Annotated in this window: 21 protein-coding genes and 1 pseudogene; 9 read left to right on the top strand and 13 right to left on the bottom strand. The window is 69.4% G+C overall.

Annotation, left to right across the window (positions count from 1 at the left end; all coding sequences use genetic code 11):
• Window positions 1-25: 25 nt before the first annotated feature.
• From LDL49_RS23060 to LDL49_RS23045, 4 genes and pseudogenes are all read right to left on the bottom strand, one after another.
• Entirely contained in the window at window positions 26-1,423 is a 1,398-nt protein-coding gene (locus tag LDL49_RS23060; protein ID WP_225293206.1) for a family 2B encapsulin nanocompartment shell protein, read from the bottom strand.
• 28 nt (window positions 1,424-1,451) lie between these two features.
• Complete coding sequence (locus tag LDL49_RS23055; protein WP_225293390.1) at window positions 1,452-1,631, bottom strand: hypothetical protein; 180 nt, start codon at window positions 1,629-1,631, stop codon at window positions 1,452-1,454.
• Window positions 1,582-1,764 (bottom strand): annotated as a pseudogene (locus tag LDL49_RS23050) (4-hydroxy-3-methylbut-2-enyl diphosphate reductase); the annotation flags it as partial. The pseudogene LDL49_RS23050 and the gene LDL49_RS23055, both read right to left, overlap by 50 nt.
• 11 nt (window positions 1,765-1,775) lie before the next feature.
• A complete protein-coding gene (locus tag LDL49_RS23045) occupies window positions 1,776-2,825 on the bottom strand; it encodes a polyprenyl synthetase family protein (RefSeq protein ID WP_225293205.1) in 1,050 nt (349 codons plus the stop codon).
• A 339-nt stretch (window positions 2,826-3,164) separates the two neighbouring features.
• Between LDL49_RS23045 and LDL49_RS23040 the strand changes: the two genes are divergently transcribed.
• Together LDL49_RS23040 and LDL49_RS23035 are read left to right on the top strand one after the other, a co-directional pair.
• A complete protein-coding gene (locus tag LDL49_RS23040) occupies window positions 3,165-3,644 on the top strand; it encodes an ATP-binding protein (protein WP_225293204.1) in 480 nt (159 codons plus the stop codon).
• Window positions 3,645-3,785: 141 nt separating this feature from the next.
• Window positions 3,786-4,610: a hypothetical protein gene (locus tag LDL49_RS23035; protein WP_225293203.1), complete on the top strand. Its 825-nt coding sequence runs from the start codon at window positions 3,786-3,788 to the stop codon at window positions 4,608-4,610.
• Window positions 4,611-4,634: 24 nt separating this feature from the next.
• On the opposite strand, the gene LDL49_RS23030 is transcribed toward LDL49_RS23035, so the two are convergent.
• Window positions 4,635-5,039 (bottom strand): STAS domain-containing protein, encoded by a 405-nt coding sequence (locus LDL49_RS23030; RefSeq protein WP_225293202.1) that lies wholly within the window; start codon window positions 5,037-5,039, stop codon window positions 4,635-4,637.
• A gap of 306 nt (window positions 5,040-5,345) precedes the next feature.
• Here LDL49_RS23030 and LDL49_RS23025 point away from each other — a divergent pair, with 306 nt between their 5' ends.
• Window positions 5,346-6,029, top strand: coding sequence for a PRC-barrel domain-containing protein (locus tag LDL49_RS23025; RefSeq protein WP_225293201.1), 684 nt, complete (start codon window positions 5,346-5,348; stop codon window positions 6,027-6,029).
• Between the two features lie 151 nt (window positions 6,030-6,180).
• On the opposite strand, the gene LDL49_RS58445 is transcribed toward LDL49_RS23025, so the two are convergent.
• A complete protein-coding gene (locus LDL49_RS58445) occupies window positions 6,181-8,529 on the bottom strand; it encodes a glycoside hydrolase family 6 protein (RefSeq protein WP_308016174.1) in 2,349 nt (782 codons plus the stop codon).
• Window positions 8,530-8,803: 274 nt separating this feature from the next.
• On the opposite strand from LDL49_RS58445, the gene LDL49_RS23010 reads away from it, so the two are divergent.
• A complete protein-coding gene (locus LDL49_RS23010) occupies window positions 8,804-11,731 on the top strand; it encodes a glycoside hydrolase family 48 protein (RefSeq protein ID WP_225293200.1) in 2,928 nt (975 codons plus the stop codon).
• 233 nt (window positions 11,732-11,964) lie between these two features.
• Complete coding sequence (locus tag LDL49_RS23005) at window positions 11,965-12,222, top strand: cellulose binding domain-containing protein (RefSeq protein WP_225293199.1); 258 nt, start codon at window positions 11,965-11,967, stop codon at window positions 12,220-12,222.
• A gap of 231 nt (window positions 12,223-12,453) precedes the next feature.
• Here the strand turns inward: LDL49_RS23005 and LDL49_RS23000 are convergent, their stop codons facing one another.
• Both LDL49_RS23000 and LDL49_RS22995 read right to left on the bottom strand, forming a co-directional pair.
• Complete coding sequence (locus LDL49_RS23000) at window positions 12,454-12,978, bottom strand: hypothetical protein (protein ID WP_225293198.1); 525 nt, start codon at window positions 12,976-12,978, stop codon at window positions 12,454-12,456.
• A 21-nt stretch (window positions 12,979-12,999) separates the two neighbouring features.
• On the bottom strand, window positions 13,000-14,058 hold the full coding sequence (locus tag LDL49_RS22995; protein WP_225293197.1) for a lytic polysaccharide monooxygenase: 1,059 nt from the start codon (window positions 14,056-14,058) through the stop codon (window positions 13,000-13,002).
• A 259-nt stretch (window positions 14,059-14,317) separates the two neighbouring features.
• On the opposite strand from LDL49_RS22995, the gene LDL49_RS22990 reads away from it, so the two are divergent.
• Complete coding sequence (locus LDL49_RS22990) at window positions 14,318-15,700, top strand: GH12 family glycosyl hydrolase domain-containing protein (RefSeq protein ID WP_225293196.1); 1,383 nt, start codon at window positions 14,318-14,320, stop codon at window positions 15,698-15,700.
• A gap of 323 nt (window positions 15,701-16,023) precedes the next feature.
• Here LDL49_RS22990 and LDL49_RS22985 read toward each other — a convergent pair whose 3' ends face one another.
• The 3 genes from LDL49_RS22985 to LDL49_RS22975 form a co-directional block, all read right to left on the bottom strand.
• Entirely contained in the window at window positions 16,024-17,442 is a 1,419-nt protein-coding gene (locus LDL49_RS22985; protein ID WP_225293195.1) for a serine/threonine-protein kinase, read from the bottom strand.
• Window positions 17,429-18,400 carry a LacI family DNA-binding transcriptional regulator gene (locus LDL49_RS22980; RefSeq protein WP_225293194.1) on the bottom strand — a complete coding sequence of 324 codons (972 nt, stop codon included), beginning with the start codon at window positions 18,398-18,400 and terminating at the stop codon, window positions 17,429-17,431. Before LDL49_RS22980 ends, LDL49_RS22985 begins: the two co-directional genes overlap by 14 nt.
• A gap of 141 nt (window positions 18,401-18,541) precedes the next feature.
• Window positions 18,542-20,689: a transglycosylase domain-containing protein gene (locus LDL49_RS22975; protein WP_225293193.1), complete on the bottom strand. Its 2,148-nt coding sequence runs from the start codon at window positions 20,687-20,689 to the stop codon at window positions 18,542-18,544.
• Between the two features lie 61 nt (window positions 20,690-20,750).
• Between LDL49_RS22975 and LDL49_RS22970 the strand changes: the two genes are divergently transcribed.
• The 3 genes from LDL49_RS22970 (at window position 20,751) to LDL49_RS22960 (ending at window position 22,913) form a co-directional block, all read left to right on the top strand.
• Window positions 20,751-21,368, top strand: coding sequence for a TetR/AcrR family transcriptional regulator (locus tag LDL49_RS22970; protein WP_225293192.1), 618 nt, complete (start codon window positions 20,751-20,753; stop codon window positions 21,366-21,368).
• A gap of 243 nt (window positions 21,369-21,611) precedes the next feature.
• Complete coding sequence (folP, locus tag LDL49_RS22965; RefSeq protein ID WP_225293191.1) at window positions 21,612-22,493, top strand: dihydropteroate synthase; 882 nt, start codon at window positions 21,612-21,614, stop codon at window positions 22,491-22,493.
• 15 nt (window positions 22,494-22,508) lie between these two features.
• On the top strand, window positions 22,509-22,913 hold the full coding sequence (locus LDL49_RS22960) for a DnaJ family domain-containing protein (protein WP_225293190.1): 405 nt from the start codon (window positions 22,509-22,511) through the stop codon (window positions 22,911-22,913).
• Window positions 22,914-22,938: 25 nt separating this feature from the next.
• Here LDL49_RS22960 and LDL49_RS22955 read toward each other — a convergent pair whose 3' ends face one another.
• Together LDL49_RS22955 and LDL49_RS22950 are read right to left on the bottom strand one after the other, a co-directional pair.
• The gene (locus LDL49_RS22955; protein ID WP_225293189.1) at window positions 22,939-24,111 is read right to left on the bottom strand and encodes a glycosyltransferase family 4 protein; all 1,173 of its coding nucleotides are present in this window, start codon (window positions 24,109-24,111) and stop codon (window positions 22,939-22,941) included.
• Window positions 24,108-24,938 (bottom strand): sulfotransferase family protein, encoded by an 831-nt coding sequence (locus LDL49_RS22950; protein ID WP_225293188.1) that lies wholly within the window; start codon window positions 24,936-24,938, stop codon window positions 24,108-24,110. The genes LDL49_RS22955 and LDL49_RS22950 overlap by 4 nt, the downstream gene beginning before the upstream one ends.
• Window positions 24,939-25,018 lie beyond the last annotated feature (80 nt).

The raw sequence follows: 25,018 nt of genomic DNA, 5'->3' as shown, positions 1-25,018 counted from the left end.
TTGGGCCGGGTGAACCGATCCGCGCTCAGCTGCCGAGTGCGACGTCTTCGAGGATGCCGAGCGCGTCGGGCACGAGTACGGCCGCGGAGAAATAGGCAGTGACCAGATAGGAGATGACGGCTTTCTCATTGATGTTCATGAAACGCACCGACAGGCTGGGCTGGTATTCGTCGGGGATGCCGGTCTGGTGCAGGCCGACAACACCCTGGTTCTCGTGCCCGGTGCGCATGAGCAAGATGGAGGTCGTCCGGGCGCCGGTGATCGGGATCTTGTTGCACGGGAAGATCGGCACCCCGCGCCAGGCCGGGATGCGGTGCCCGTTGACCTCGCTGGCCTGCGGATAGATGCCGCGCTTGCTGCACTCCCTGCCGATGGCCGCGATGGCCTGCGGGTGCGCGAGGAAGAAGGCGGGCTCCTTCCAGACCGTGGCCAGCAGGTCGTCGAGATCGTCGGGCGTGGGAGCGCCGCCGCGGGTGCGGATGCGCTGACTGAGATCGGCGTTGTGCAGCAGCCCGAAGTCGCGGCTGTTGATCAGCTCGTGCTCCTGGCGTTCGCGTAGTGCCTCGACGGTCAGCCGGAGTTGCTGGTCGAGCTGGTTCATCGGCTGGTTGTACAGGTCGGAGACCCTGCTGTGGACCCGGAGGACGGTCTGGGCGACGCTCAGTTCGTACTCGCGGGGGCTGAGTTCGTAGTCGACGAACGTGCCGGGCAGCACGGGCTCGCCGTTGTGTCCGGAGGCCAGCTCGATCGCCGCCTCGCCGTAGGCGTTCTGGGCCCGTCCTTCCACGTCCCGCGTGCTGCGCAGGTGGGCGCGGAGCGCGGGGGACCGGTCGAGGACCGCCTGAAGGTTCTGCCGCGAGAGCGTGAGCACGGTGCAGGCGGTCTTGGCCTTCGCCGTGAACGCCCACTGGCCCGGCTCGCCCAGCAGTTCCTCGCCGAAGTGGTCACCGTCGGCCAGCACGCCGAGGTTCTGCTCGTCGTCGTACGCGCCGCGGCCGGTCTTGGCCACCCGGCCATGGGCGATCAGGACCAGCTGGTCGAGGGGAGCGCCCTCGCGGACGATCTCCTCTCCCGGCTCGTACTCGCGCTGGCTGAACCCGTCGGCGAGAGACTGCAGGACCTCGCCGTCGCTGAAACCGCGCAGCTGATGCAGCTCGGTGAGCTCCGCCGGGATGACGCGCACGTCCGCGCCACTGGTGGTGAACGTGATGCGACCGTCGCCCAGGGTGTAGGTCAGCCGGCGGTTGACCCGGAAGACGCCACCGGAGGTCTGCACCCACGGCAACAGCTTGAGCAGCCAGCGGGAGGTGATCTCCTGCATCTGCGGGGCGGTCTTCGTGGTCGTCGCCAGGTTCTTGGCGGCATCGGTGCTGAGGCTGAGCTGCTGGCCGTTGGCCTCGGTCGACTCGGTCGTTTCGGTCATCGTGCACCACCAATCTTTAGAGGGTTTGCTAGCCGGGGTCTCGAGAGGAGCGGAGTTCCGTGAGGGAGCGGAGTTCGGGGGGAAGAGAGAAGACCAGGGTCTCCTCGGTCAGCGTCACCGGCTCCACGTCGGCGTAGCCGCGGGCGGCCAGCCAGGCCAGTATCGTCGACGAAGATCGCGCCCCGGCCGCTGAGGTCGTCGACCACATAGGTGTTGTGCACGATCTGTTTGCGCACGTAGACGGGCGGTCCGTAGCGTCTGAGGGTCTCCTCGACGGTGTCGATGGCACGTTCCACGCCCGCGCAATAGCCGCGCGGAGCCGCCAGAAGTACTCGTCCCATGATGTTCGCTCCTACCGGTCCCGGTGCGCGAGCTGGCCGGCCAGCACGGCCAGCGCGTCGCGCGCCTCGGAAGTGATGGGCGCCGACTCCAGCGCCTTGGCGGCCTCGCGTACCCGCTCGTCGATCATGTCCTCGACCTCGGCCAGCGCGCCGGTGTCGAGCAGGATCTCGCGCAGCTCCGCCGCCCGCTCCTCCGTCAGCTCCTGGTTGCCGTGCCAGCTGCGCAGGTAGGAGAGCTGCGCGGGCGTCGCCCGGCGCAGGGCATGTGCGAACAGGACCGTCTGCTTGCCCTCGCGCATGTCGTCGAGCGCCGACTTGCCGGTGTCGGCCGAGGAGCCGAACGTGCCGAGCACGTCGTCGCGGAGCTGGAACGCCTCGCCGATCGGCAGGCCGAAGCGCGAGTAGGAGTCGAGCAGGTCGGGATCCGCGCCGGCCAGGGCGCCGCCGATCTGCAGGGGGCGCTCGACGGTGTACTTGGCGGTCTTGAAGCGGATCACCGTCAGCGCCGCCGACACCGAGGCCCCCGCTCGGAGCTGGCCGAGGATGTCGAGGTATTGGCCGCTGATGACCTCGGTGCGCATGGCGTCGAACACGTGATGGGCGCCGTGCAGCCGGGCCGGCTCCACACCGCACGACGACAGCAGCGCGTCCGACCAGGCCAGGCTGAGCGCGCCGAGCAGGATCCCGCCCGCCTGGCCGAACGCCTCGGCGCCCGGCCCCTCGTGCAGGTCGGCCAGGCTGCGGTGGATCGTCGCGCGGCCCCGGCGCATATCGCTGCCGTCCATGATGTCGTCGTGGATGAGCAGCCCGGCGTGGCAGAGCTCGAGCGCGGCCGCCGCGCTGATGATCTCCTCGCAGTCGTCGCCACCGGCCCCCCGCCACCCCCAGTAGCACAGCTGCGGGCGGATCCGCTTGCCGCCGCTGAGGATGAAGCTCGTGAGCAGCTCGTACGCCGCGGCCACGTCCGGATCGGACACAGGCGCGCGCCAGTCGTCCAGGAATCCATTGAGCCGTTTATCGATGCGAGGTCCCACGGGGTCTTGCCATCCGCCGACCGCCATGCTGATGGGCTCCTTCTGTAAAGCGTCCGCCACCAATAGTTACTCATCGAATACGGAGAGTGTAAAGTGCCTTTTTGCTGGCTCTCGGATCCACGGGAGGTGCCCCGATCCGCCCGCTCATCGGGTGAGTTGACCGACCCTGGAAACCGCCTGCGTAGCACGAAGGGAGCTCGCTCCTGGCCACAGGATGATCGAGGGAAACCCAGGCTGTTTCCTGGGGGAATGCCGGTTGACGGTGTAATGCCTGGAGCGACGGGCAGGGCGAAGGGTTGTCATGGGTCCTGAGCGAGGCCGGAGCGTCGACCTGGTCATACCCCCGACGGATACGAGGAGCTTGTCATGCGCACCCTGCTGGCCCAGTCCTTCACCCTCGATGAAGTGACCGGGCTACGCCAGTCCGTGGCGGAGCGGGCGGCGGACTGTGGGCTGAGTGGCGCGCGGCTGGAGGACTACGTCCTCGCCGTGCACGAGAGCGTCATCAACGCCGTGGAGCACGGCGGCGGGCGCGGCCACTTCACGCTGTGGACGGGTGACCGGATGCTCCACTCGGAGACCAGCGACGAGGGCTCGGGCATCCCTGACGAGTACGTCGACCAGCACCGGCGCCCGCCCGACATCGCCTACACCGGCCGGGGCATCTACCTCATCCGCACCCTGTGCGACGGCGCCAGCTTCCACACCGGCCCCACCGGCACCACGGTCCGGCTCATGATGTGGCTGCCGCGCCTGGCCCACAGCGCGCTGCAGCGCGTGCCGATCAGGCGGATCAGGGTGGCGGCCGCGAGCGCGAGGAAGCAGCACCACGGATTCCGGACGTAACTATTTATCCGATATCAACCAAAATTCAACCATGTCACAGCATGGTCATCCTCTGTGACTACGCAACAGCTCTCTCAGGAGCTTACTGATATCCCTCCTCGCCCTTCCGCGGAGGAGGAGGCGTCCGGCAGCGTCGTGGGGATGTTGGAGCTCATCGGCTCCGTGGTGGTACCGGTGGGCGTCGCGCTCTACGCGATGCTGTATCTGGGCATTCAGCAGATGTACTGGGTCTTCGACATCAATCCCGAACAAGCGGGGATCGACCAGTCCGTCCTGCTCGGGCGGCTCATGGGCACGCTGATCATGCTCCTGCTCATCCTGCTGCCCCTGATCGGGATCCTGGTGGCAGTGGGGTGGCTGCTCGACAAGGTGACGCGCGGCGCGGTGAACCGGCTCGTCCAGGCCGTCAGGCGGCGGCCGTGGATCGCGGCCGTCATCGCCGCCGCCTGGTGCGGGGTCACCTACCTCAGCACCTCCTACGTGCTCACGCTGGAGATCTCGCCGTTGCACGTGCTGGGCGCCTTGGTGCTCGGGGTTCTGGCCTTCGTGGTGCCGTTCCGGCTGCTGCGCCGCAAGCCGGTCGGGCGGGCCGGGATGAAGGTGCTCGTGGGCGCCCTCACCGGCATCGGGCTGGGCATGCTGCTCCTCATCGGGCTCATCATGGGCGCTGGGGACGTCCGTAACACCGGGCAGGCCAACGACCTGCTGAACATGGTGGGGTTCCAGGACCAATGGGTGGTGGTGAAGGACGGTGACGACAAGCCGCTGTACGACGGGCGCGACCTCATGCTGCTCGGCGAGAGCGACGGCACGTACGTCTTCTACGACTGCGACTACATGACCACGTTCCGGCGCCCGGCCGAGTCGACGAACCTGGGGGACATCCGCCTCGACCCCGAGCGGGAGCCGGGCTACACCTGCGGGAGCCTGGTCAAGGACGAGGAGGCCAAGCCCAAGAAGAGCTGACCCGTCCGGCCCCCGGCGCAGGCTTCAGGCCGCGCCGGAGCCGCCGTTGCCCGTGAGGGGGCGGCGGTGGGGCGGCTCGGGCGGGGACAGCGCGGCGGTGAGGGCGTCCTGGAGAGTGGCGTGGACCGGCAGGTGCTCGCCTATCCGGGTGACCTCGACGAGCCGGGCCGGCATGGGCTGCAGCGCCGCCAGGCGGACGCTGCCACCGTGCTGCCGGGAGAAGGTATAGGTGCTGAGCAGCAGCCGGAGCCCCGCGCTGTCCATGAAGTGCACTTCCGCGAGGTCGAACACCAGGTGGTCGCCGGGTCGCTGGCGGCACTCGCGGATGAAGGCGTCGAGCCTGCTCTCGTTCGTGGCGTCCAGCTCGCCGCCGACGGCGATCACCGTCGCGCCGGGCAGGTGCTGGCAGGCGTAGGTCAGCCAGGACATGGGGCGGTCCATCGGCCACGCATGGCAGCGAGCAGACGCGGCCGCATAGGGGGATAGCTCGCCATGCCTGCACGATAGCCCTTTCGTTGCGGGATATCGCCTTACTGACGGCTGAACGACTCCCTTTCTCTGAACAGTAATTAGCCCGTTCTTTAGCTATTTATCCATCCAAAGCACTGTCCAAGGTGGACCCAAACCTCGCGTAGAACGTGTGGTTTTGCGGGGTTTGGGGGTATTCGTTCACATTGAGCCCGGTCGGCGATGCCCGCCGGGCGACGGACGAGACTCGGAGGGATCGCCGTGGCCATGCAAACAGAGATCCGCAGCCTGCTCGGCAGCCGTGTCATTGGCGCGGACGGCGAGGAGATCGGAAAGGTGGGGCAGGTCTATCTCAGCGACAGCACGGGGGAACCCGAGTGGGTGACCGTGCGCACCGGGCTCTTCGGGGTGAAGCAGACATTCGTCCCCTTGATGAACGCCCGCCGGTCGGGAGAGGAGATCCGCGTTCCCTTCGACAAGGACACCATCAAGGACGCGCCCAACATCGACCTCGACGGCCGCCTCTCGCTGGAGGAAGAGGCCAGGCTCTACCGGCACTACGGCATCCGGCCCACGGGCGTGCCGTCGCAGCGCACGGCGGTCGAGCCCGGCACGGGGCTCAGTGGCCACGAGACGCACGACGAGGACGAGGGCGAGGGCGAGGGCGAGGACACGGCCGGGACGAGGACGGCCCGCGTACACATCTACAAGTACGTGGAGGTCGAGGTCACCGAGGAGACCGTGCCGCTCGAAGAGGACGAGACGGTGACCAGCCCCGTCGACTACCTGCGCAGCCTTCGCGGGAAGAAGCGGCCCGAGGAGACCGGCCCGGACCGCCGTGAGCGGATCGAGGCGGAGCGGATCGAGGCGGAGCGGCGCGAGCCGGAGCGCATGCCGCTCGACAGCGGCGACTACATGAACGAGCACGACGAGGACGTCCCGCCCCCATGACGGTGACGCGGGCAAAAGCGGAGAGTGAGCGAAGGCCCAGGCCGAAGATCGGCCTGGGCCTTCGTCATGGCCGCCGGGCGACGGACGGGCAGGCGTACGTCAGGGGACCGGCGGACGAGCGGCCGTCAGGAGACGGACGGGCAGGTGTTCATCAGGAGACGGGCGGATAGGCGTTCTGGAGCAGCTGGCGGAACTGGGCGGAGAACCACTGGCCGGACAGCGGCGCGTTGGGCAGCGCGCCCGTCAGGTTGTGGCCGTTGAGGTCGTTGCCGGTGTAGGTGGGGTCGCACATCCGGTCGAACTTCTTGCCTTCGTCGTTCGGGATGTCCGTGCTGGCGCCGTCCGACTCGCCGGGCGGCTTGACCCACACATACGCGTCCAGGCCGGCCTCGGGGCTGGCGGTCGGCCGCGCGCCGAGGCCCGCGCCGCTCTGGTTGCACCAGTTGCCGGCGTGGATGCGCCGGTCGATGCGTGACTGGTCGACGAAGGTGTTGACGTCCGTCGAGGTGCTCGGGCCGCTCGGGCGGGCGCTGCCGCCCCAGCCGTTGCGCGAGGTGTCGATCAGCATGCCGAGCCCCGGCTTGAAGCCCTTGCCGATCAGCGCGGTGCGCAGGCCCTGGGCGAAGGACAGCTCGTCCACGTACCAGTTCCAGTCGACCCACTTGGACTGCCGGACCGAGGTGCCGTTCACCGTGGTGTTGATGGTGAAGTACAGCTCCTTGGTCGCGGAGGTGTTGGCGGTGTTGACGATGAAACCGTCGACGCTGTCCACTCCGGCTGCGGCGCCGGCGACGGTGGAGTAGAAGAGGTTGACCGACGGGTTGAAGTTCGAGTCCCAGCCGAGCCACGCGTGGTGGGCGGCGTCGATGTAGGTGTAGACGTTCGACATCGCGTGCAGCTTGTTCAGCGCGTACTGGACGCCCTGGACGTAGGCGCCGGTGGAGTTGGCCTCGGCGCACTTGGGGAAGCTCAGGTTGGTGACCAGGTTGGGCAGCGAGTCGGGCTCGATGATCGTGACGATGCGCAGGTTCGCGTACTTCGAGTCGCTCATGATGGCGGCGATCGGGTCGATGTACTCGGTCTTGTAGCGGTTGAGCCCGTTCTCCGCGACGAGCAGCTCGCCGTTGGAGGCCAGCGCCGAGCAGTCGCGGTTGGGCAGGTCGTAGATGACGAACTGGACGGTCAGCGGCGCGGAGCCATTGGCGGCGTCCTGCGTGACGGCCGCGTCCAGATGCTCCCGCAGGCCCATGACCGACGAGCTGCCGGCGATGGCGGCGATGCGGTCCAGCCACACGGCGGTGGAGGTGTTGGCCACCGCGGCACCGCCCGGCTCGGCCGCGGCCCTGGCCTTCCAGTTGGGGTTGACGTAGCCGGTGGCGCCCGCGTACGGGTTGTCGACGTGCCCGGGGGTCGGCGTGCCGTCGTCATCCGCCTCGGTGGCGGTGACCGTCCGGCTGGTCAGACCGCTGGAGGCGACGGTGAAGGTACGCGTGCCGTTGGTGGTGTCGGAGTCCTGGGCCGCGCTCACGGTCACGGTCTGGGCGGTGTTCCAGTTGGCAGAGGTGAAGGTGAGCGAGCCGCCCGAGGTCACGGTGAGGTCGGCGTCGCCGCTGCCGGCCGTGGAGGTGACGGTCAGGTTCGCGGACGGCTGGATGGCCGGCTTGACCGTGTAGGTGGCGCTGCCGCCCTCCGGCACGGTCACCGCGGCCGGGGTCACGACCAGCGACTGCGTCTGCGTGGTGTCGTCGTCGACCTCGGTGGCGTTGACGGTGGCGGCGGTGACGCCGGTTCCGCCGACGCTGAAGGCCGCCGTGCCGTTGGTGGTGTCGGAGTCCTGGGCCGCCGCGAGGGTCACGGTCTGGGCGGTGTTCCAGTTGCTCGGGGTGAAGGTGAGCGAGCCGCCGGAGCTCACGGTCAGGTCCGTGTCGCCGCTGGAGCGGGTGGTGGCGACGGTCACGTTCGCGGTGGGCGCGGCCGACAGCTTGGCGGTGAAGGTCGCCGTGCCGCCCTCGTTGACGGACACCGAGCTCGCGGAGGTGACGACCGAGGGCGTCGTCGGATTGCCGCCGCCACAGGTCACGTTGTTGACGGTGAAGGCGGCCGGGTTCGGGTTGCTGCCGCTCCACGTGCCGTTGAAGCCGATGTTGGTCGAGGCGCCGGTGGCGAGATTGCCGTTGTAGGACAGGCTCTGCCCGGTGACGCGGGTCCCGCTCTGGCTCCAGGTGGCGCCCCAGCCGCTCGGGACGTACTTCTGCCCGGCGGTGGGGAAGTCGAAGGCCAGCGTCCAAGCGGTGAGTGGGTCACCGAGGTTCTTGAGTGTGATGTTCGCGGTGAAGCCGCCCTGCCCCGGACTCGTCGTCCACGTGTTGGGCGTGTAGGCGACGTCACAGGCGACCGCGGCCTGCGCGGCCGTGGTCTGGCCGGCGACGAGCCCTAAGGCCGCCAGGCCGGCGGCGGTCGCGGTCACGGCCCATCTGCGCAGGCCGCGGTGGAGTTTCACGAGCAATCATCTCCAGGAGCTAGAGCTGACGTTGTGGGAGCGCTCCCATACTGAGCCGTGCTCACGGGTGTGTACAGGGTGCGGTGAAGAGCGGCTGGGCCGCCGACCCGGCATGCTCGCTGTATGTCGTGGAACGGCCATGAAACTTTCATGCCACGCAGCCAGGTGGGAGGAAATATGCGGGACATCGGGACGGCATTCCGTTGACATCTCCATACGGCCACCCACAATCCATTTTGGGAGCGCTCCCACCCACTACTCCCATGGAGACCTCGTGTCGTACACAATGCTCGCGCGCCTGAGAAGGCGGCTCGCACCGGCTTTTGCGCTTGTCCTCATAGCCGGGGCGACCACCGCGCTGACGGCCACGCCCGCCAGCGCGGCCGTCGCCTGCGAGGTGACGTACACCACCAATGACTGGAGCCCCGGCTTCACCGCCAGCGTCACCATCAAGAACACCGGCGACCCGATCAACGGCTGGACGCTCGGCTTCAGCTTCCCCACGACCACGCAGAAGCTCAGCCAGGGCTGGAGCGCCACCTGGGCGCAGAACAACCAGGCCGTCACCGCCAAGAGCCTCGACTGGAACGGCAACCTGGCCACCGGCGCCTCCACCACCATCGGCTTCAACGGCACCTTCACCGGCAGCAATCCGAAGCCCACCGCCTTCACCGTCAACGGCGTCACCTGCGGGGGCGCCGGCGTCAATCAGCCGCCGACCGTGGCGCTGACCTCGCCGAGCGCCGGGCAGACGTTCGCGGCGCCCGCCACGGTGCCGATCGCCGCGACCGCGGCGGACTCCGACGGCACGATCGCCAAGGTCGACTTCTACCAGGGCACCACGCTGCTGAACAGCGACACCGTCGCCCCGTACGCCTACAGCTGGCCGAACGTGCCCGCCGGCAGCTACTCGATCACCGCCAGAGCCACGGACAACCTCGGCGCCACCACCACCTCCTCGCCCGTCGGGATCACCGTGACGGCCGACAACACGCCGGCGCTCGTGGTGAGCCCGACGAGCCTGGCCGTGCCGGAGAAGGGCACCGCGACGTTCGGTGTCCGGCTGTCGCGGGCGCCCACCGGCAACGTGACCGTCGCCACCGTGCGGACCAGCGGTGACACCGACCTCACGGTCAGTTCGGGCGGCAGCCTGACCTTCACCACCGCCAACTGGAACACCGCGCAGAACGTCACCCTGGCCGCCGCCGACGACGCCGACACGACCGCCGGCTCGGCCACCTTCACCGTGAGCGCCACTGGCTACAGCCCGATCACGGTCACCGCCACCGAGGCCGACGACGACCTGCCGGGTGGCGACAACGAGTACGTCAGGCGGTTCACCGAGCTCTACAACGAGCTGCACGACCCGGCCAACGGCTACTTCTCGCCCGAGGGCGTGCCGTACCACTCGCTGGAGACCTTCATGGTCGAGGCGCCCGACCAGGGGCACGAGACCACGTCGGAGGCGTTCAGCTACTACCTGTGGCTGGAGGCGGTCTACGGGCAGATCACCGGCGACTGGGCCAAGTTCAACACCGCCTGGGCGACGATGGAGAAGTACATCATCCCGGCCACGGCCGACCAGCCGACCAACTCCTTCTACTCCCCGTCGAAGCCGGCCACGTACGCCCCCGAGTCCACCTCGATCAACAACTACCCGTCACCGCTGGACACCAGCGTGAGCGTGGGCACCGACCCGATCGCCAACGAGCTGAAGAGCGCCTACGGCACCGGCGACATCTACGGCATGCACTGGCTGCTGGACGTCGACAACACCTACGGCTTCGGCCGCTGCGGCGACGGCACCACCAAGCCCGCCTACATCAACACCTACCAGCGCGGCCCCGAGGAGTCGGTCTTCGAGACGATCCCGCAGCCGTCCTGCGACCAGTTCAAGTTCGGCGGGCCCAACGGCTACCTCGACCTGTTCGTCAAGGACAACTCGTACGCCAAGCAGTGGAAGTACACCAACGCCCCCGACGCCGACGCGCGGGCCGTGCAGGCGGCGTACTGGGCGCAGACCTGGGCCAAGGCGCAGGGCAAGGAGTCGCAGATCTCGGCGTCGGTCGGCAAGGCCGCGAAGATGGGCGACTACCTGCGTTACGCGATGTACGACAAGTACTTCAAGAAGCCCGGCTGCACCAGCCCCTCCTGCGCGGCCGGCACCGGCAAGGACGCCTCCAACTACCTGCTGTCCTGGTATTACGCCTGGGGCGGCGCGACCGACACTAACGCAGGGTGGGCCTGGCGGATCGGCTCCAGCCACAACCACTCCGGCTACCAGAACCCGCTGGCCGCATGGGCCCTGTCGAACGTCGCCGAGCTCAAGCCCAAGAGCTCGACCGGCGTCACCGACTGGAGCACCAGCCTGACCCGGCAGTTGCAGTTCTACACCTGGCTGCAGTCGGCCGAAGGCGCCATCGCCGGTGGCGCGACCAACAGCTGGGAAGGCCACTACGGGACCCCGCCGGCCGGTCTGCCCAAGTTCTTCGGCATGACCTATGACTGGCAGCCCGTCTACCACGACCCGCCGTCCAACCAGTGGTTCGGCTTCCAGGCGTGGACGATGGAGCGGGTGGCCGAGTACTACTACGCCACCGGCAACGCCAGCGCCAAGACGCTGCTCGACAAGTGGGTCACCTGGGCGCTGGCCAACACCACGGTCAACGCGGACGGCAGCTACCAGATCCCGTCCACGCTGCACTGGACCGGTCAGCCCGCGAGCGACTTCAGCTCCGCGAGCGGCATGCCCGCCGCCAACCCGGGCCTGCACGTGTCGATCGTGGACTACACGCAGGACGTCGGCGTCGCCGGCGCCTACGCCAAGACCCTGATGTACTACGCCGCCAAGGCCAACCACACGGCCGCCAGGACCACGGCCAAGGCGCTGCTCGACGGCATCTGGAAGTACCGCGACGCCAAGGGTGTGTCGGTGCCGGAGACCAAGACGGACTACAAGCGCCTCGCCGACCCGGTCTACGTCCCGCCGGGCTGGAGCGGCACCATGCCGAACGGCGACCCGATCAACTCCAGCTCGACGTTCCTGTCGATCAGGTCCTTCTACAAGAACGACCCCGACTACGCGAAGGTCGACGCCTTCATCAAGGGCACGGGCCCGGCGCCGGTCTTCAACTATCACCGGTTCTGGGCGCAGGTGGACGTAGCCGTCGCCCTGGCCGAGTACGGACGGCTCTTCCCGTGATCCGTCCCTCATGATCGCCCCGCCCCGCCGCGTCCTGCCACGTCGGCGGGGCGGGTCACCATCGAAAGGCCGCCCATGAGAACCCGGCTCGCGGCGCTCGCCACGTTGTTGCTCCCGCTGCTCTTCCTCTCCGTGCCTGCGCACGCCGCCACCGGCATTCATGTAAGCGGTACGAAGTCACCCCTGACTGGACCACCGCCACCGCCAACGCGGTCAAGAGGAGCAGCGGGTACGTGGTGCAGCCCGTGACCTTGACCAACACCAGCGGCGCGGCCAGGACCAGCTGGACGGTGACGTTCACGCTGCCCGCCGGGCACGTGCTGACCGGCTCCTGGAACGCCGCGGTGACGGTGAGCGGGCAGACCGTGACGGCCAGGAACCTGAGCTACAACGGCGCGCTCGGGCCGGACGCGAGCACGGCCTTCGGTTTCCAGGCCGGCCGGCCGAACGGCCAGACCACCGTGCCGTCCGGCTACACCTGCGCGAACTGAACCCCCGGACCGGCCGGTGCGGCGACTACGCCACACCGGCCGGTCAACGCCACGAAGCAGCCGGATCGGTCGATCCGGCCGGTCTATGAGGAGGTGGTGCCGACAACCGTCACTGGTGCAACCGTTCCATGTCACCATCCCGCCCGGATGGCGTGGACGCGGCCGGCCGCGAGACCTCCCCCTCCTGCCGGCCGCGTCCGCATGCCGGGCGGCGGGTCGAACGCCACCAGGTCACCGGGCCGTCACCAGGGCGAACCTCTGGCGGGCCGCCTCGATCGCGTCCTGGTCGGCGAACTCGCCGAACGCCTCCTCCTGATACCGCTGGGGTATCACCTGCCGGACCCGCTCGGGATAACCGGCGCCCGGCGCGGGCACCCGTATCAGAGGTGGATCGCCGAGCCGGACGGCGAGCGGGCCCGAGGCGCGCACCGAGACGGCCCACCCGGCGCCCGGACCGGTGATGGCGCACATGTGGCGGGCGTAGACCCACTTCACCTGGGCCATCGTGGTCGCGGTCGGCGGGTCGTAGCCGAACGGGTCGACCGCGCACACGACGCGGCCGGCCTGCTCGCCGAAGTCGTGACCGTGGTCGTGGTGCTCGGCCGGCGTGGATCTCTCAAGGATGTCCGTGACTTGGGCGGCGAGCTGGTCGCGCAGGTCCGATCGCCCCGCCTGGTGCAGGCCCACGAACAGCGCCGCACCGGCGACGGGGATCAGGGCCACGACGGCGATCGCCGCGGCCCTTCTGGTCCTCATCTCTCCCAGAATGCGCATGACCTACGGGCTGGTGCAGGTCAGCGTGGGTGCGGGGGTGGGGGCGGTGCCCGTGGCGTTGAACCCGAACGAGGTGGACGCGTTCGGCGCGAGCTGCCCGTTGTAGGTGGCGTTCTTGACCGTGACGTTGGGCGGCTGCGCGCTCAGCACGCCGTTCCATGGCGATCCGTCCAGGCCCTGCCCGCCGCTGAAGGTCCACTTGACCGTCCAGCCGTTGAGCGAGGTGGTGCCGTTGTTCTTGACCGTCACGTCGGCCTGGAAGTGTCCCGGCCAGCCGGGGTTCTCGGTCGCGTGCCAGGTGGCGGAGCAGGCGCCGGGCGGTGCGGGAGTCGGGGTGACGGTGGGGTCGGGCGTGCTGCCGCCGGGTCCGACGCCGGTGACCTCGCCGTGGCCGCCGTCGAAGACGACGTCGGAGCAGCTGAAGAAGTTCTCGGCGCTGTCGGAGCGGACCCAGTCGACGTAGATCATGTGCCGGCCGCTCTTGCCGGACGGGAGCTGGACGTTCCAGTAGTAGTAGTTGAGCGCGCCGGGGCCACCGGTGGCCGGCGGGTTGGTGACGCTGCCGAACGACTCGAGGTCGGACCACTTGAGCGGGGCGTTCGGGTTCCAGCCGTTCTTGGTGATGTAGTAGACGAACGTGCCGGGGTGCTGGGCCCAGTTGCTGTGCCACATCTGGATGCTCGCGCCCGAGGTCAGGTGGGTGAGCGGCCAGTCGGAGCGGACGGCGTTGTAGGCGGTGAAGTCGTACGGGCCGCCGGTGCCGCCGCTGCAGAGCTGCCCATCGGGGATGAAGCCGCTGGTACGGCCGCCGGCGTCGGAGCGCAGCACGGCGAACCAGTTGTACAGCGGCGTGGCGCCGCTCTGCGCGACGGCCGCCGCGCAGGCCGGGTTATAGGGGATGATCTGCCCGTTGTCCCGCAGGCCGTCCTTCCAGCACAGGTAGGTACGGGCACCGGGGAACATCGTGACGCCATGCGCCTGCGCCTGGGGAGCCACCAGGGCGGAGGCGAGCAGTGTCGCCACCAGAGCGGCGGCGAAGGCCGCCGACCGGATGAATCTCATGGGGATTCCCTTGTTCGTGCGACAGAGATCCCGCCCACGACCTGCCCGCCCGGCAGCTAGACGGATTGAACCACGCGCCGGCCCGGCCGACAACGCGGCGTGAAACTTTCACCCCGTCCCGGTCAGGGTTTGCCTGGTCGCTCGCCTCACTGCGGGCGGTGGCACGGGCGGGCGCTTGCCGAGGGACCGCGTCGGCCATGATGCTGCTGTGTGGGAGCGCTCCCAATCCTCCTTGTCAGAGAAGCGGGAGCAACATGCCATGAGGCGCGTGCACATCAACCTGATCATCGCGGCGATCGGCTCGATCCTCGCCGCGGGACTGTTCGCCGTTCCGGCCCAGGCCGCCCCGGTGATCTGCGGGAAGATAGATTCCACCAGCATCCAGGGCAACAAGTACATCGTCCAGAACAACATCTGGGGAGCCGACACGGCGCAGTGCATCGACGTCGACCAGGCCGCCGCCGGCTTCACGATCACCCAGGCGGCGCACAACAAGCCGACCAACGGCGCACCCGCCTCCTACCCGTCGATCTTCGCGGGCTGCCACTACACCCTCTGTACGACCGGCAGCGGCCTGCCCATGCGGGCCGACGCGAGCGGCTTCCGCAACCTGCGCACCAGCGTCAGGATGAGCTACCCGAGCGCGGGCGTCTGGGACGCGGCCTATGACATCTGGTTCGACCCGACCCCGCGCACCGACGGGCAGAACACCGGGGCCGAGATCATGGTCTGGCTCAACAAGCAGGGCTCCATCCAGCCGGTCGGCTCGCCCGTCGGCACGGTGAGCCTGGCGGGCGGCACCTGGCAGGTCTGGTTCGGCAACACCGGCTGGAACGTGATCTCCTACGTCCGCACCTCGGCCACCTCCTCGCTGGACTTCACCATCGACTCCTTCCTCTCCGACGCGATCAGCCGCGGGTACGCCCAGCGGTCGTGGTACCTCACCAGCGTGCAGGCCGGGTTCGAGCCCTGGGTCGGCGGGACGGGGCTGGCCGTCAACGCGTTCTCGTACACCACATCGGGAGGCGGCACCGACACGACGCCGCCGACCACGCCGTCCGGCCTGACGGCGTCGGGCACCACGTCGAGCGGTACGACCCTGTCGTGGACCGCCTCCACCGACTCCGGCGGCAGCGGGCTGGCCGGATACGACATCCTGCGGGCGACGGGCAGCGGCGCCTTCACCCAGGTCGGCACGAGCACCACCACCTCGTACGCCGACAGCGGCCTGAACGCCGCCACGACCTACCGCTACCAGGTCCGGGCACGGGACGGCGCGAACAACCAGTCACAGGTGTCGAACACGGTCAGCGTGACCACCTCGGGCGGCGGGGGCGGTGGCTGCTCGGCCGTCGCGACCGTGCAGAACGCCTGGAGCAACGGCTACGTCGTGCAGCCCGTGACCGTGACCAACACCGGCACCGCCGCCAGGAACGGCTGGACGGTCACCTTCACGCTGCCCGCCGGTCACACCGTCACGGGTTCCTGGAACGCGACCCTCACGGTCAGCGGGCAGACCGTGACGGCCAGGAACCTGTCACACAACGGCGCCCTGGCGCCCGGCGGGAGCACCACCTTCGGCTTCCAGGCGAGCCGGCCCGACGGGAACACGCAGACGGCGTCGGGATACAGCTGTAGCTGACTGCGGGTGAGGGGTGCGGCCCGGCCCTGCAGCGCGTCCAGGTCGGAGAGGAGGTCTCGGACCGCCGGTCCGCCACCCGGATCGATCGTCGCCACGATGAAGATCGCCGCTCTGGTCAGCGGGCTCAGCACCTGCTGGGGGAGCGCGTCCGTGGGTTCCGCCATGCCGCTCCTCCCCAAGCGTTCCTGCTCATCGTAGCCCTGCTCAGCACCGACGACTGTGACCTGGGCAGGGCTTTCCGGCGTCGTGGCGGCGGCCGATCTGCCCGACGGCCAGTGTGGACGGTTCGCCGGCCGCGGCTCATCGCGGTCCGGCCGTACCCCTCACTGGGGGCCCAGTGCGGTGGCGATCTCGTCGAGACGGGCCTGGAGCTGTGTCCGGCAGGCCGGTGTGAGGCGGCCTTCGCGCTCGCGGTCGGCCAGCTTGCGCTTCAGCTTCGCCATGCCGGGCTCGATGGGGTCGGGGGAGTCGAGCACGCCCCGCAGGACCTGCTGGAGGTCCAGCGTGACGTCGTGTCCGGTGGCCCCGCACGCCCCGGCGCCTGACAGCGTTCCGTGGAACCCGTCCACCGCCTGCCGGGCCGTCCGCGCCTGGCCGACCGACCGCTGGATGGCGCGGGCGGATGGCCCCGTGGTGAGGGCCGGTTCCGCGGTGGCCGACGGTAACGCGGTGGCGGCGGGGCTCCCGGATGGCCCGGCCGTCAGGGCGCCATCGCCGGGCACTCGCGTGGCGGTGGTGATGTCGGACGTGCGCGGCGTGGCGATGGTGCCAGGCGCCTGGCCGGACGTCCGCGGCGTGACCGTGGTGCCGGCGGGGGGCGAGGGCGAGGTGGGAAGGTCGTCGACCGGGCGGTTGAGCCACAGCACCGAGGACAGCATCATCACGCCCGTCCCGGCGACGGCCAGGCCACGCCGTACCCGCCGGCCGAGCGCGGCGCCCGCGAGTGCGGCGGCCAGCGAGTCCGCGATCTCCGCCGCGGTCGGCCGCCGCGCGGGATCGTGGGCGAGGCAGTTCCGGCACAGTGAGGCGATGCCGTGCGGCACGCCGGTCACCCGTGGCGGCGGCGAGGTGCGGTGGGCGGCCTCGATCTGCTCCCAGGTGGTCTCCGGATAGGGCGTACGGCCGGTGAGCATGGCGAACAGCAGCACCCCGAGCGCGTACACGTCGACCGCCGGATGGGTGGGGGCACCGGCCAGCCGTTCGGGGGCGACGTAGGGCGGCGTGCCCCGGTCGTCGTCGGGGTCGCCGGAGGCGGCCGCGATCCCGAAGTCGAGCAGCTTCGGGCCGGACGCGGTGAGCAGCACGTTGTCGGCGGTGACGTCCCGATGGACCACGCCCCGGGCGTGCCCGTCGCGCAGCGCCCGCGCCAGCCGCAGGGCGATCGCCGCGGCCTCGGTCCAGGGCAGCGGCCCCTCGGCGATGCGCTCACCGAGGGTACTGCCGTCGAGCAGCGGCATCACCACGTAGGCCGCCACCTCGCCGTCTTCCGTCACGGTCTCGCCGTAGTCGTAGATGTCGATCACGTCCGGGTGGAGGAACCGGGCGGCGGCGCGGGCCTCGCTGCGTACGCGGACGCGCTCGCCGAGCCCGGCTTGGAGCGAGGCGGTCAGCACCTTGACCGCGACCAGCCGGTGCAACGACTGGTCGAAGGCCCGCCAGATCACCGACATGCCGCCGCGGGCGAGGGGATCCAGCAGCAGATATCTGCGGGCCAGGACGTCACCCGGGTCAAGCCGACTCACGGATGACCAGTTCCGTGGGGAGGACGGGGTCGATGCCGGTCGTCCCGGCCAGTAGTAATCGGGTGGCGACCATCGCGAGCTCCTCGACCGGCTGTCGGATCGTGGTCAGGGCCGGGACCGTACGCCGGGCGACGGGGGCGTCGTCGAAGCCGATCACCGCGACGTCCGCGGGGACCCGGCGACCGGCGCGGCGCAGGGCCTGGACCGCGCCGGCGGCCATGAGGTCGGAGGCGGCGAAGACAGCGTCGAGACCTGGGGCGTGCCGCAGCAGCCACTGCATGGCGTGGGTGCCAGAGGCGGCCGTGAAGTCGCCGTAGGCGACGGGCACCTCCGTCGCTCCGGCGGTGCGCAGCGTACGCACCAGGCCGTCGAGCCGGTCTCGCGCCCCTGGCAGGGACGGCGGGCCGCCGATGGCGGCGATCGTCCGGCGGCCCGACAGCAGCAGGTGCTCGGCGGCCTGCCGGCCGCCGTCGTGGTTGTCCACGTCCACGTACGGCAGTTTGAGGTCGTGCGGGGGGCGGCCGACGTTCCGCACCGGCACGCCCGACGTGCAGAGCTTGATGGCCAGGGGATGGCGTTCGCGGGCGCCGATGAGGAGCACCGCGCCGCCTAACTCGGGAAGCACCGAGGCGGTCGGGGTCACCGTCGTCACCATGAGCTGCGTGCCGTGCTCGGCCAGTACGGCACCGGCGGCCGACAGCAGCCTGGCGTAGTAGGGCTCGGAGAATAATCGGGGCAGATGATCACAGACCACCGCCGTCACCCCGGCGGCCGGTCCTTTGGCCCCCGATCCCCTGGGCGCGCGATGACGTACGTATCCCATGCGGGACACCGCGTCGTAGACCTGCCGACGGGTCGAGGTGCTGACCCGTACGGAGCCGGTGAGGACCCTTGAGGCAGTCGCGGGCGATACCCCCGCTTCGGCCGCTACCTGTGCCAGTGTGGGCTGCTCAGACATGGGAGCACCTCGCGGAAAAAGATCCTGGGAGCGCTCCCACGTTACCAATGTTTCGCCGCTGTTAACAGGGCGATTTGACAGTGTTGTCAGCACGAGACCCGCGAGCACGGCGGGCTCGCGGGTCTCAGAACGCCGGATCGGCTAGTTGGGGAGTGTGTTGTCGATGATGGGCCCGTCGTCGTCGGGGCCCGTGTCGGTCTTCTCGTCGTCGGTCGGCGTCCGTACGGGAGCGCAGCCCTGGCCGCAGCCGCCGAAGCGGGCGGAGTTGATCGGCTGGAACGAGGTGGGCTCGATGTCCTTCAGCGCCGCCAGCATGGTGTCCTTCCAGATCGGCCCCGGCACGCTCGCGCCGAACACCGAGCCGAAGTAGCGGCCGCCGATGGTGATGTTGTTGAGCTTGTATTTCTGGGAGCCCCGGATGTCGCCGATGCTCACCGCGCCGGCCAGGTCGGGGGTGAACCCGGCGAACCAGGCGGTGGCCTGGTTGTCGGTGGTGCCGGTCTTACCCGCGGCGTCCCGGCCGATGCCGCCGACGCCCCGCATCGTGCCCTTGGTGAACACCCCGCTCAGGACGTTCGCCGTGGCGTCCGCGATCTCGGGGTCGAGCGCCTGGCGGCAGTTGGGGTCGTACTTGGTGACCTTGCCGTCCCGGTCTGTGATCTGGGTGATGGCCATCGGCGCGCAGTACTTGCCGCGCGCCCCGATGGCGGCGTAGGCGTTGGCGACCGTGATCGGGTCCATCTCGTTGATGCCGAGCGTGAAGGTCTCGTATTCCTGCAGCCTGCCGCCGTCGGCCCGCTTGATGCCGAGCGACTGAGCGGTCTTGACGGTGTCGCAGAGGCCGACGCGCTGCTCCAGCGTCAGGAAGAAGGTGTTGACCGAGCCCCAGGTGCCGGTCTGCAGCGACTTGAAGCCGCCGCCGCCCTCGTCGTTGCTGACGGCGTGTGACGGGTCACCGATGTTCTCGCCCTTGCAGTTCTTGAAGGAGGAGTAGTAAGGGGCCGTGTAGGTGCTGCCGACGGTGAAGCCGTCGTTGATCTTCATGCCCTCCTTGAGGGCGGTGATCAGCGTGAACGTCTTGAAGGTCGAGCCGGGCTGGAAGCCGGTGCCGCCGCCGTGGTCCACGTCGGCCGCCACGTTGAGCGACAGCTGGTGCTTCCGCTTGGACGTGCCGTATGGCCTGCTGACCGCCATCGCCTTGATCGCCCCGGTGCCCGGCTGGATCAGGGCCTCGCTGGCGATCGGGTTGTCGGTGGCGAAGACGTGCTTCTTGATGGCCTTGTCGGCCGCCGCCTGCATCTTGGGGTCGAGGGTGGTCTTGATCTTCAGACCGCCCCGGCTGAGCAGCGCGGTGCGGACCTTCTGCGTCTTGCCGAAGATCCGGTTCTTGGTGATCTCGTTGCGTACGTACACGCAGAAGTACGGGTATTTACTGGCCTCGCAGCCGCCGGGCAGCGGGGTGCCCTTGTAGCCGAGCTTCTTGGCCTTGGCCGCCGTGGCCTCCTCCGGAGTGATCTTGCCGAGTTCGGCCATCCGGTTGAGTACGGTGTTGCGGCGGACCACCAGGCGATCCCGGAACTTCTTGCCGAGATTGGGGTCGGTCGAGTTGGGGTCCTGCACGGCGCCCGCCAGGGTGGCCGCCTGCGCCAGGCTGAGCTCGGAGGCGTGTACGCCGAAGAACCGCAGGGCCGCGGCCTCCACTCCGTAGGCACTCGCGCCGAAGTAGGCGATGTTCAGATATTTCTCGAGGATCTGGTCCTTGGTGTACTTCTCCTCGACGGCCATCGCGTAGCGCAGCTCGTTGAGCTTGCGCGCGTAGGTGGCCTCCAGCGCCTTGTTCTTGTCCTCTTCGGTGGTGGCGTTGTTGAGCAGCACCTGCTTGACGTACTGCTGGGTGATGCTGGAGCCGCCCTGCGCCACCCGGCCCGTCCCCAGGTTCTTCGCCAGCGCGCGGACGGTGCCCTCGATGTCGATCGGGCCGTGCTCGTAGAACCGGTAGTCCTCGATCGAGATGATGGCCTTCTTCATGAGGTCGCCCATGTCGGCCAGCGGGATGACCTTGCGGTACTGCTCGTAGAACTGCGCGATCTGGTTGCCCTTGGCGTCGAGGATCGCGGTCATCTCGGCCGGCGGCTGCTCGGGGAGATCTGTCGCCTTGAGATTCAGCTCGGCGGAAGCGGTCTTGAACAGCGCCCCCGCGCCGCCCACGGCAGGCAGGGCGATAGCGGCCACCAGCACACCCGCAGCCGCTCCCGCTCCGGCAAGACGCGCGATACTCCTGGTGATCACGTCAGTCCCCCCTATTGGTATTAGGATTAATCCTATAGCCGTTAGGGTTGCGGGGCGGACGATGCGTAAGAGACTAACGCGGCAGACGACGATAGACGGGGCGATCGCCTATGCCGATGAGCACGGCATCGACGCCCTGTCCATCAGCGCGCTGGCCCGCCATCTGGGGGTGGCCGCGCCCAGCCTGTACGTCCACCTGCCCGGCGGGCTGCGTGACCTTCGTATCGCCCTGTCCGTCAAGGGACATCGCGACCTCGCCGACCACTGCCGCCGCGCCGCCACCGGCCGCTCGGGAGCCGACGCCCTGAGGGCACTGGCTCACGCCCAGCGAGCATACGCGCGCGAGCATCCGGCCCTGTACGCGGCCACGCACTTCGCGGTGGACGGCTTCGACGACGAGGAAGTACGCAATGCCGCGGACGAGGCGGCGGCCGTCACCGTCGACGTCCTGGCCGTCGGCTCGCTGACCGGAGCCGCCCTGGTGCACGCCGCCCGCGGCATCCGCAGCGCGGTCCAGGGGTTCTGCGCGCTGGAGTCGGCCGGGGTGTTCGCGCTGCGCGTCTCGCTGGACGACAGCTTCGCCTGGCTGGTGGACGCGCTGGTGACCAAGGCGATGGGGGCCACCGCGCTGTCCACGGGGGCCACCGCCGTTTGGGAGAGTGGGCCTCGGCCAACCTGATGGGAGCGGCGGTGACGCCCCTCGTCGCGCGCCCCCTGCCAGGAGAGTTTGGTGTGCTCAGAGGGCCTTTGTCGAGCATTTCGAAGATTCTGAAAGCGGCCGCCACCGCGTGAGCCAGACCCTGGTCGGCCTCTGACAGCCGAGGCTCGATACTGGGGAGATGGTGATGGACGCGGCGCTCGTGGCCCGGCTGTTCGACGGGTCCATCGATCGCTGGGCGAATCTCCTGGAGAGTGCATCAACGTGAGCGACATCCTCTTCCCCGTCCGGCGCATCGGCCGCCGCGAGTTCGACTTCGCGCGCCAGGTCGCCATCATGGCGATCGTCAACAGGACGCCCAACTCCTTCCACGACAACGGCCGGACGTTCGAGCTGGGCAGGGCCGTCGAGGCGGCGCAGACCGCCGTCGCGGCCGGTGCCGACTGGGTGGATGTCGGCGGGTTCGCGTTCAGCGCCGATCAGGACGGCATCAGCGTCGGCGAGGAGATCGACCGGGTGGTCCCCGTCATCGGCGAGATCCGGGAGGTGACGGACGCCGTCATCTCGGTCGACACCCACCGCGCCGACGTGGCGAAGGCGGCCCTGGCGGCCGGCGCCGACGTCATCAACGACACCAACGGCCTGCGGGAGCCCGGCATGGCCGCGGTCGCGGCGGAGAGCGGCGCGACCGTGATCGTGACCCACAGCCTCGGCGGCCCGGGGAAGGCGGTCGTCCGGCCGGTGTACGGCGACGTCGTGACGGAGGTCGCGGACTTCCTGCGCGAGCGGGTCCGGTTCGCGCTCGACTCCGGCATCCCCGCCGAGCGGATCATCATCGACCCCGGCCACGACCTGAACAAGAACACCTTCCACTCGCTGGAGCTCATGCGCAGGCTCGACGAGATCACCTCGATCGGCTACCCGACCCTGGTCGCCCTGTCGAACAAGGACTTCATCGGCGAGACCCTCGACCGCCCGCAGCGCGAGCGGACGGAGGGCACGATCGCCGCGAACGTGACCGCCGTCCTGAAGGGCGCCCGGATCCTCCGCGTGCACGACGTCCCTGTCACGGTCGCGGCCGTGAGGATGACCGAGGCCATGCTCGGCTGGCGAGCGCCGATGGCGCCTCGGCATAATCTTGGGTGAGGAGAGGGGTCGCGGATGACAGAGCGCAAACCGGGTGGGATGAGCTTCGAGTCATGGATCGACCGGCAGATCCGGGAGGCGACGGAGCGCGGCGAGTTCGACAACCTGCCCGGCTCCGGCAAGCCGCTTCCTGACCTCGACAAGCCTTACGACGAGATGTGGTGGATCAAGCAGAAGGTGCGCAGCGAGGGGCTGTCGATGCCGCTGCCGCCGACGCTCGCCCTGCGCAAGGACGCGCAGGAGGCGCGCGCCGAGGCCGTGGGAGCCAGGTCGGAGACCGAGGCGCGGCGGATCATCGAGGAGATCAACGCGCGGATCCGCGAGGCGATCAGGACCGGGCTTCAGGGTCCGCCGCTCAACCTGATGCCCTACGACGTCGAACGCGTCGTCTCCGAGTGGCGCGACCGCCAGGGCCGCTGACCCCAGAACGCGCGTCGTTACCGCCCTACCGGGTCCAATAGCTGTCGATGATCGGCTCGCGGCTCAGCAGCTCAGCGAACAGGTCCTCCCACAGCGGCATCACCGAGTCGGGGTGGTAGTTCGCGGCCGTCCGCCTGGCCGCCGCCCCCATCCGCAGCCGCAGCGCCTTGTCGGACATCAGCCGGTCGAGCGCGTCGGCCAGCCCGGCGACGTCCCCGGGCGGCACCAGCAGCCCGTCCTTGCCCGAGGTGAGCACGTCGGCGGGCCCGGTGGGGCAGTCGAACGCGGCGATCGGCAGCCCCTGCCCCATCGCCTCGATCATCACCATCGGCAGCCCCTCGAAGCGGGACGAGAGCACATAGATCGACGCCCCGGCCAGCTTCTCCTCCAGCCGGTCCGTACGGCCCATCAACTGCACCCGGTCCTCCAGGCCGAGCTCGGCGATGAGCGCGGTGAGCTCGGCCTTCCTTGGCCCGCCGCCGTACACGCGCAGCCGCCAGTCCGGATGCCGCCGCGCCGCCTGCTGGAACGCCGGGATGAGCAGGTCGAAGCCCTTCTGCTTGACCAGCCGCCCGGCCGCCACCACGACCGGGTTCACCTGCTTGGAGACCGGCCCCGACCCGTGCAGCGCGTTGGGGATGCGCACGATGGGGGTGTCGGGCAGCAGGATGCGGTATTCGACCTGGTTCTTCGTGGTCAGCACGACGACCGCGTCGAAGCGGCCGTAGTGGCGGGCGATCTCCCGCGTGATCGTCTCGGGGTAGGCGCCCACGTTCATGTGGTCCTGGGCGACGCAGACGACGCTCTTGGGAGTACGGCGGGCGGCGATCAGGTTGAGCGCGGGCCGGGTCGTGACCAGGATGCCGCCTTCGAGGCGCGAGACGTAGTCGATGACCGCCTTCTCCACCCGTTCGGTGAAGTAGTCGGCGGCGAACTCCCCGAAGGGCACGATCTTGCCGCGCATCCTCCGCCACAGCTTGCGGCCCAGCGAATCGACCGGCACGCCGCCGCGCTGGTCGGCCAGCGGAACCAGCGTCACGCGGGGGTCGATGGCGAACTGGGGCTTGTCGCGCCGTCGTACGGCACTGGCGATCTCCACCTCGTGACCGAGCGCGACCATCGCGTTGGCCTGGTTGATGACGGTGCGGATCGTCCCGCCCTGCCCGTAGGCATGCAGCAGCAGATATCGGATCTTCATGAGTATCCCCAGCTCCGGCACATGGCCCGGAGCGTCTCGGGCACCTCCTCAGGTGTGGGAAGTTCGCGGCCCGGCTGCACGCTGCCGGAGCGGATCTTGTCTCGCCAGTCGCCGAGCCCCTTGGTGAGCACGTCGGGCCGGCCGTACGCGAGCATCTCCCGCTCCCAGGGGACGCCCAAGAACTCGCAGACGGCTCTCGTCTCGCGCTCGGGATCCGCGGTCAGGTCCTCGTAGCGCACGGTCAGGCCGGTGCGCGCCTTCCTGGCCCGCTGGACCGCCTTCATGTAGCGCAGCGCGTCGGCCGCGGCCGCTTCGCGGTCGCGCTTGTCCGGGGCGGCCTCGTGCCAGGAGGCGGCGATGGAGGCCGGGTGGCGCAGCAGGAAGACGAAGCGCGCGTCGGGCCAGCAGGTGGCGATGCGCTGGTGGGCGAAGGCGTTGGCGGGGGTCTTGTCCACGATGTGCCGCTTGCCGCTGCGAACCAGCTCGCGGTGGAGCACCCGGTCCCAGAGCAGGTGCTCCAGATCGGCCCGGTTGTGGCCGAGCGCCGCCATCGACCGCTCCGCCAGTGACGTTCCGAACTCGACCGCGAGCCTGCGTACGTGCAGCTCGTGGGGGGCGTGGACCAGGGAGTGGGCGTCGAGCATCGCGCGCAGCAGGGTGGAGCCCGATCTGACGGGCGACAGGATGAACACCGGCTCGCTCAACAGCCTGTCGGCGGCGTCGGCAGGCGGCCGTGCCGGGCTCTCCGGAGCCGCCTTGCTGACCCGCGAGAACTGGACGCCGGCGTATCTGCCGAGCTCCTTGTTGATCTTGTGCTGCCAGGTCATGCGCTTGGAGGTTACCCAGCGTTCCTGGTAATTGGCTGGCAGCGGACGCTCGGCGCGGGTCAGGTGAAGGGGGAGTTAAC

Source organism: Nonomuraea aurantiaca, from assembly GCF_020215705.1.
In the GTDB taxonomy this organism is placed as follows: domain Bacteria; phylum Actinomycetota; class Actinomycetes; order Streptosporangiales; family Streptosporangiaceae; genus Nonomuraea; species Nonomuraea aurantiaca.
Note: the sequence above shows the minus strand (reverse complement) of the source record. Positions and strands in the feature narration are given on the sequence as shown.

Coding starts and splice junctions, on each gene's coding strand:
- LDL49_RS23060 (WP_225293206.1), bottom strand. CDS start 1,423: ATGACCGAAACGACCGAGTCGACCGAGGCCAACGGCCAGCAGCTCAGC.
- LDL49_RS23055 (WP_225293390.1), bottom strand. CDS start 1,631: ATGTGGTCGACGACCTCAGCGGCCGGGGCGCGATCTTCGTCGACGATA.
- LDL49_RS23045 (WP_225293205.1), bottom strand. CDS start 2,825: ATGGCGGTCGGCGGATGGCAAGACCCCGTGGGACCTCGCATCGATAAA.
- LDL49_RS23040 (WP_225293204.1), top strand. CDS start 3,165: ATGCGCACCCTGCTGGCCCAGTCCTTCACCCTCGATGAAGTGACCGGG.
- LDL49_RS23035 (WP_225293203.1), top strand. CDS start 3,786: ATGTTGGAGCTCATCGGCTCCGTGGTGGTACCGGTGGGCGTCGCGCTC.
- LDL49_RS23030 (WP_225293202.1), bottom strand. CDS start 5,039: ATGTCCTGGCTGACCTACGCCTGCCAGCACCTGCCCGGCGCGACGGTG.
- LDL49_RS23025 (WP_225293201.1), top strand. CDS start 5,346: ATGCAAACAGAGATCCGCAGCCTGCTCGGCAGCCGTGTCATTGGCGCG.
- LDL49_RS23000 (WP_225293198.1), bottom strand. CDS start 12,978: ATGAGGACCAGAAGGGCCGCGGCGATCGCCGTCGTGGCCCTGATCCCC.
- LDL49_RS22995 (WP_225293197.1), bottom strand. CDS start 14,058: ATGAGATTCATCCGGTCGGCGGCCTTCGCCGCCGCTCTGGTGGCGACA.
- LDL49_RS22990 (WP_225293196.1), top strand. CDS start 14,318: ATGAGGCGCGTGCACATCAACCTGATCATCGCGGCGATCGGCTCGATC.
- LDL49_RS22980 (WP_225293194.1), bottom strand. CDS start 18,400: ATGTCTGAGCAGCCCACACTGGCACAGGTAGCGGCCGAAGCGGGGGTA.
- LDL49_RS22970 (WP_225293192.1), top strand. CDS start 20,751: ATGCGTAAGAGACTAACGCGGCAGACGACGATAGACGGGGCGATCGCC.
- LDL49_RS22960 (WP_225293190.1), top strand. CDS start 22,509: ATGACAGAGCGCAAACCGGGTGGGATGAGCTTCGAGTCATGGATCGAC.
- LDL49_RS22955 (WP_225293189.1), bottom strand. CDS start 24,111: ATGAAGATCCGATATCTGCTGCTGCATGCCTACGGGCAGGGCGGGACG.
- LDL49_RS22950 (WP_225293188.1), bottom strand. CDS start 24,938: ATGACCTGGCAGCACAAGATCAACAAGGAGCTCGGCAGATACGCCGGC.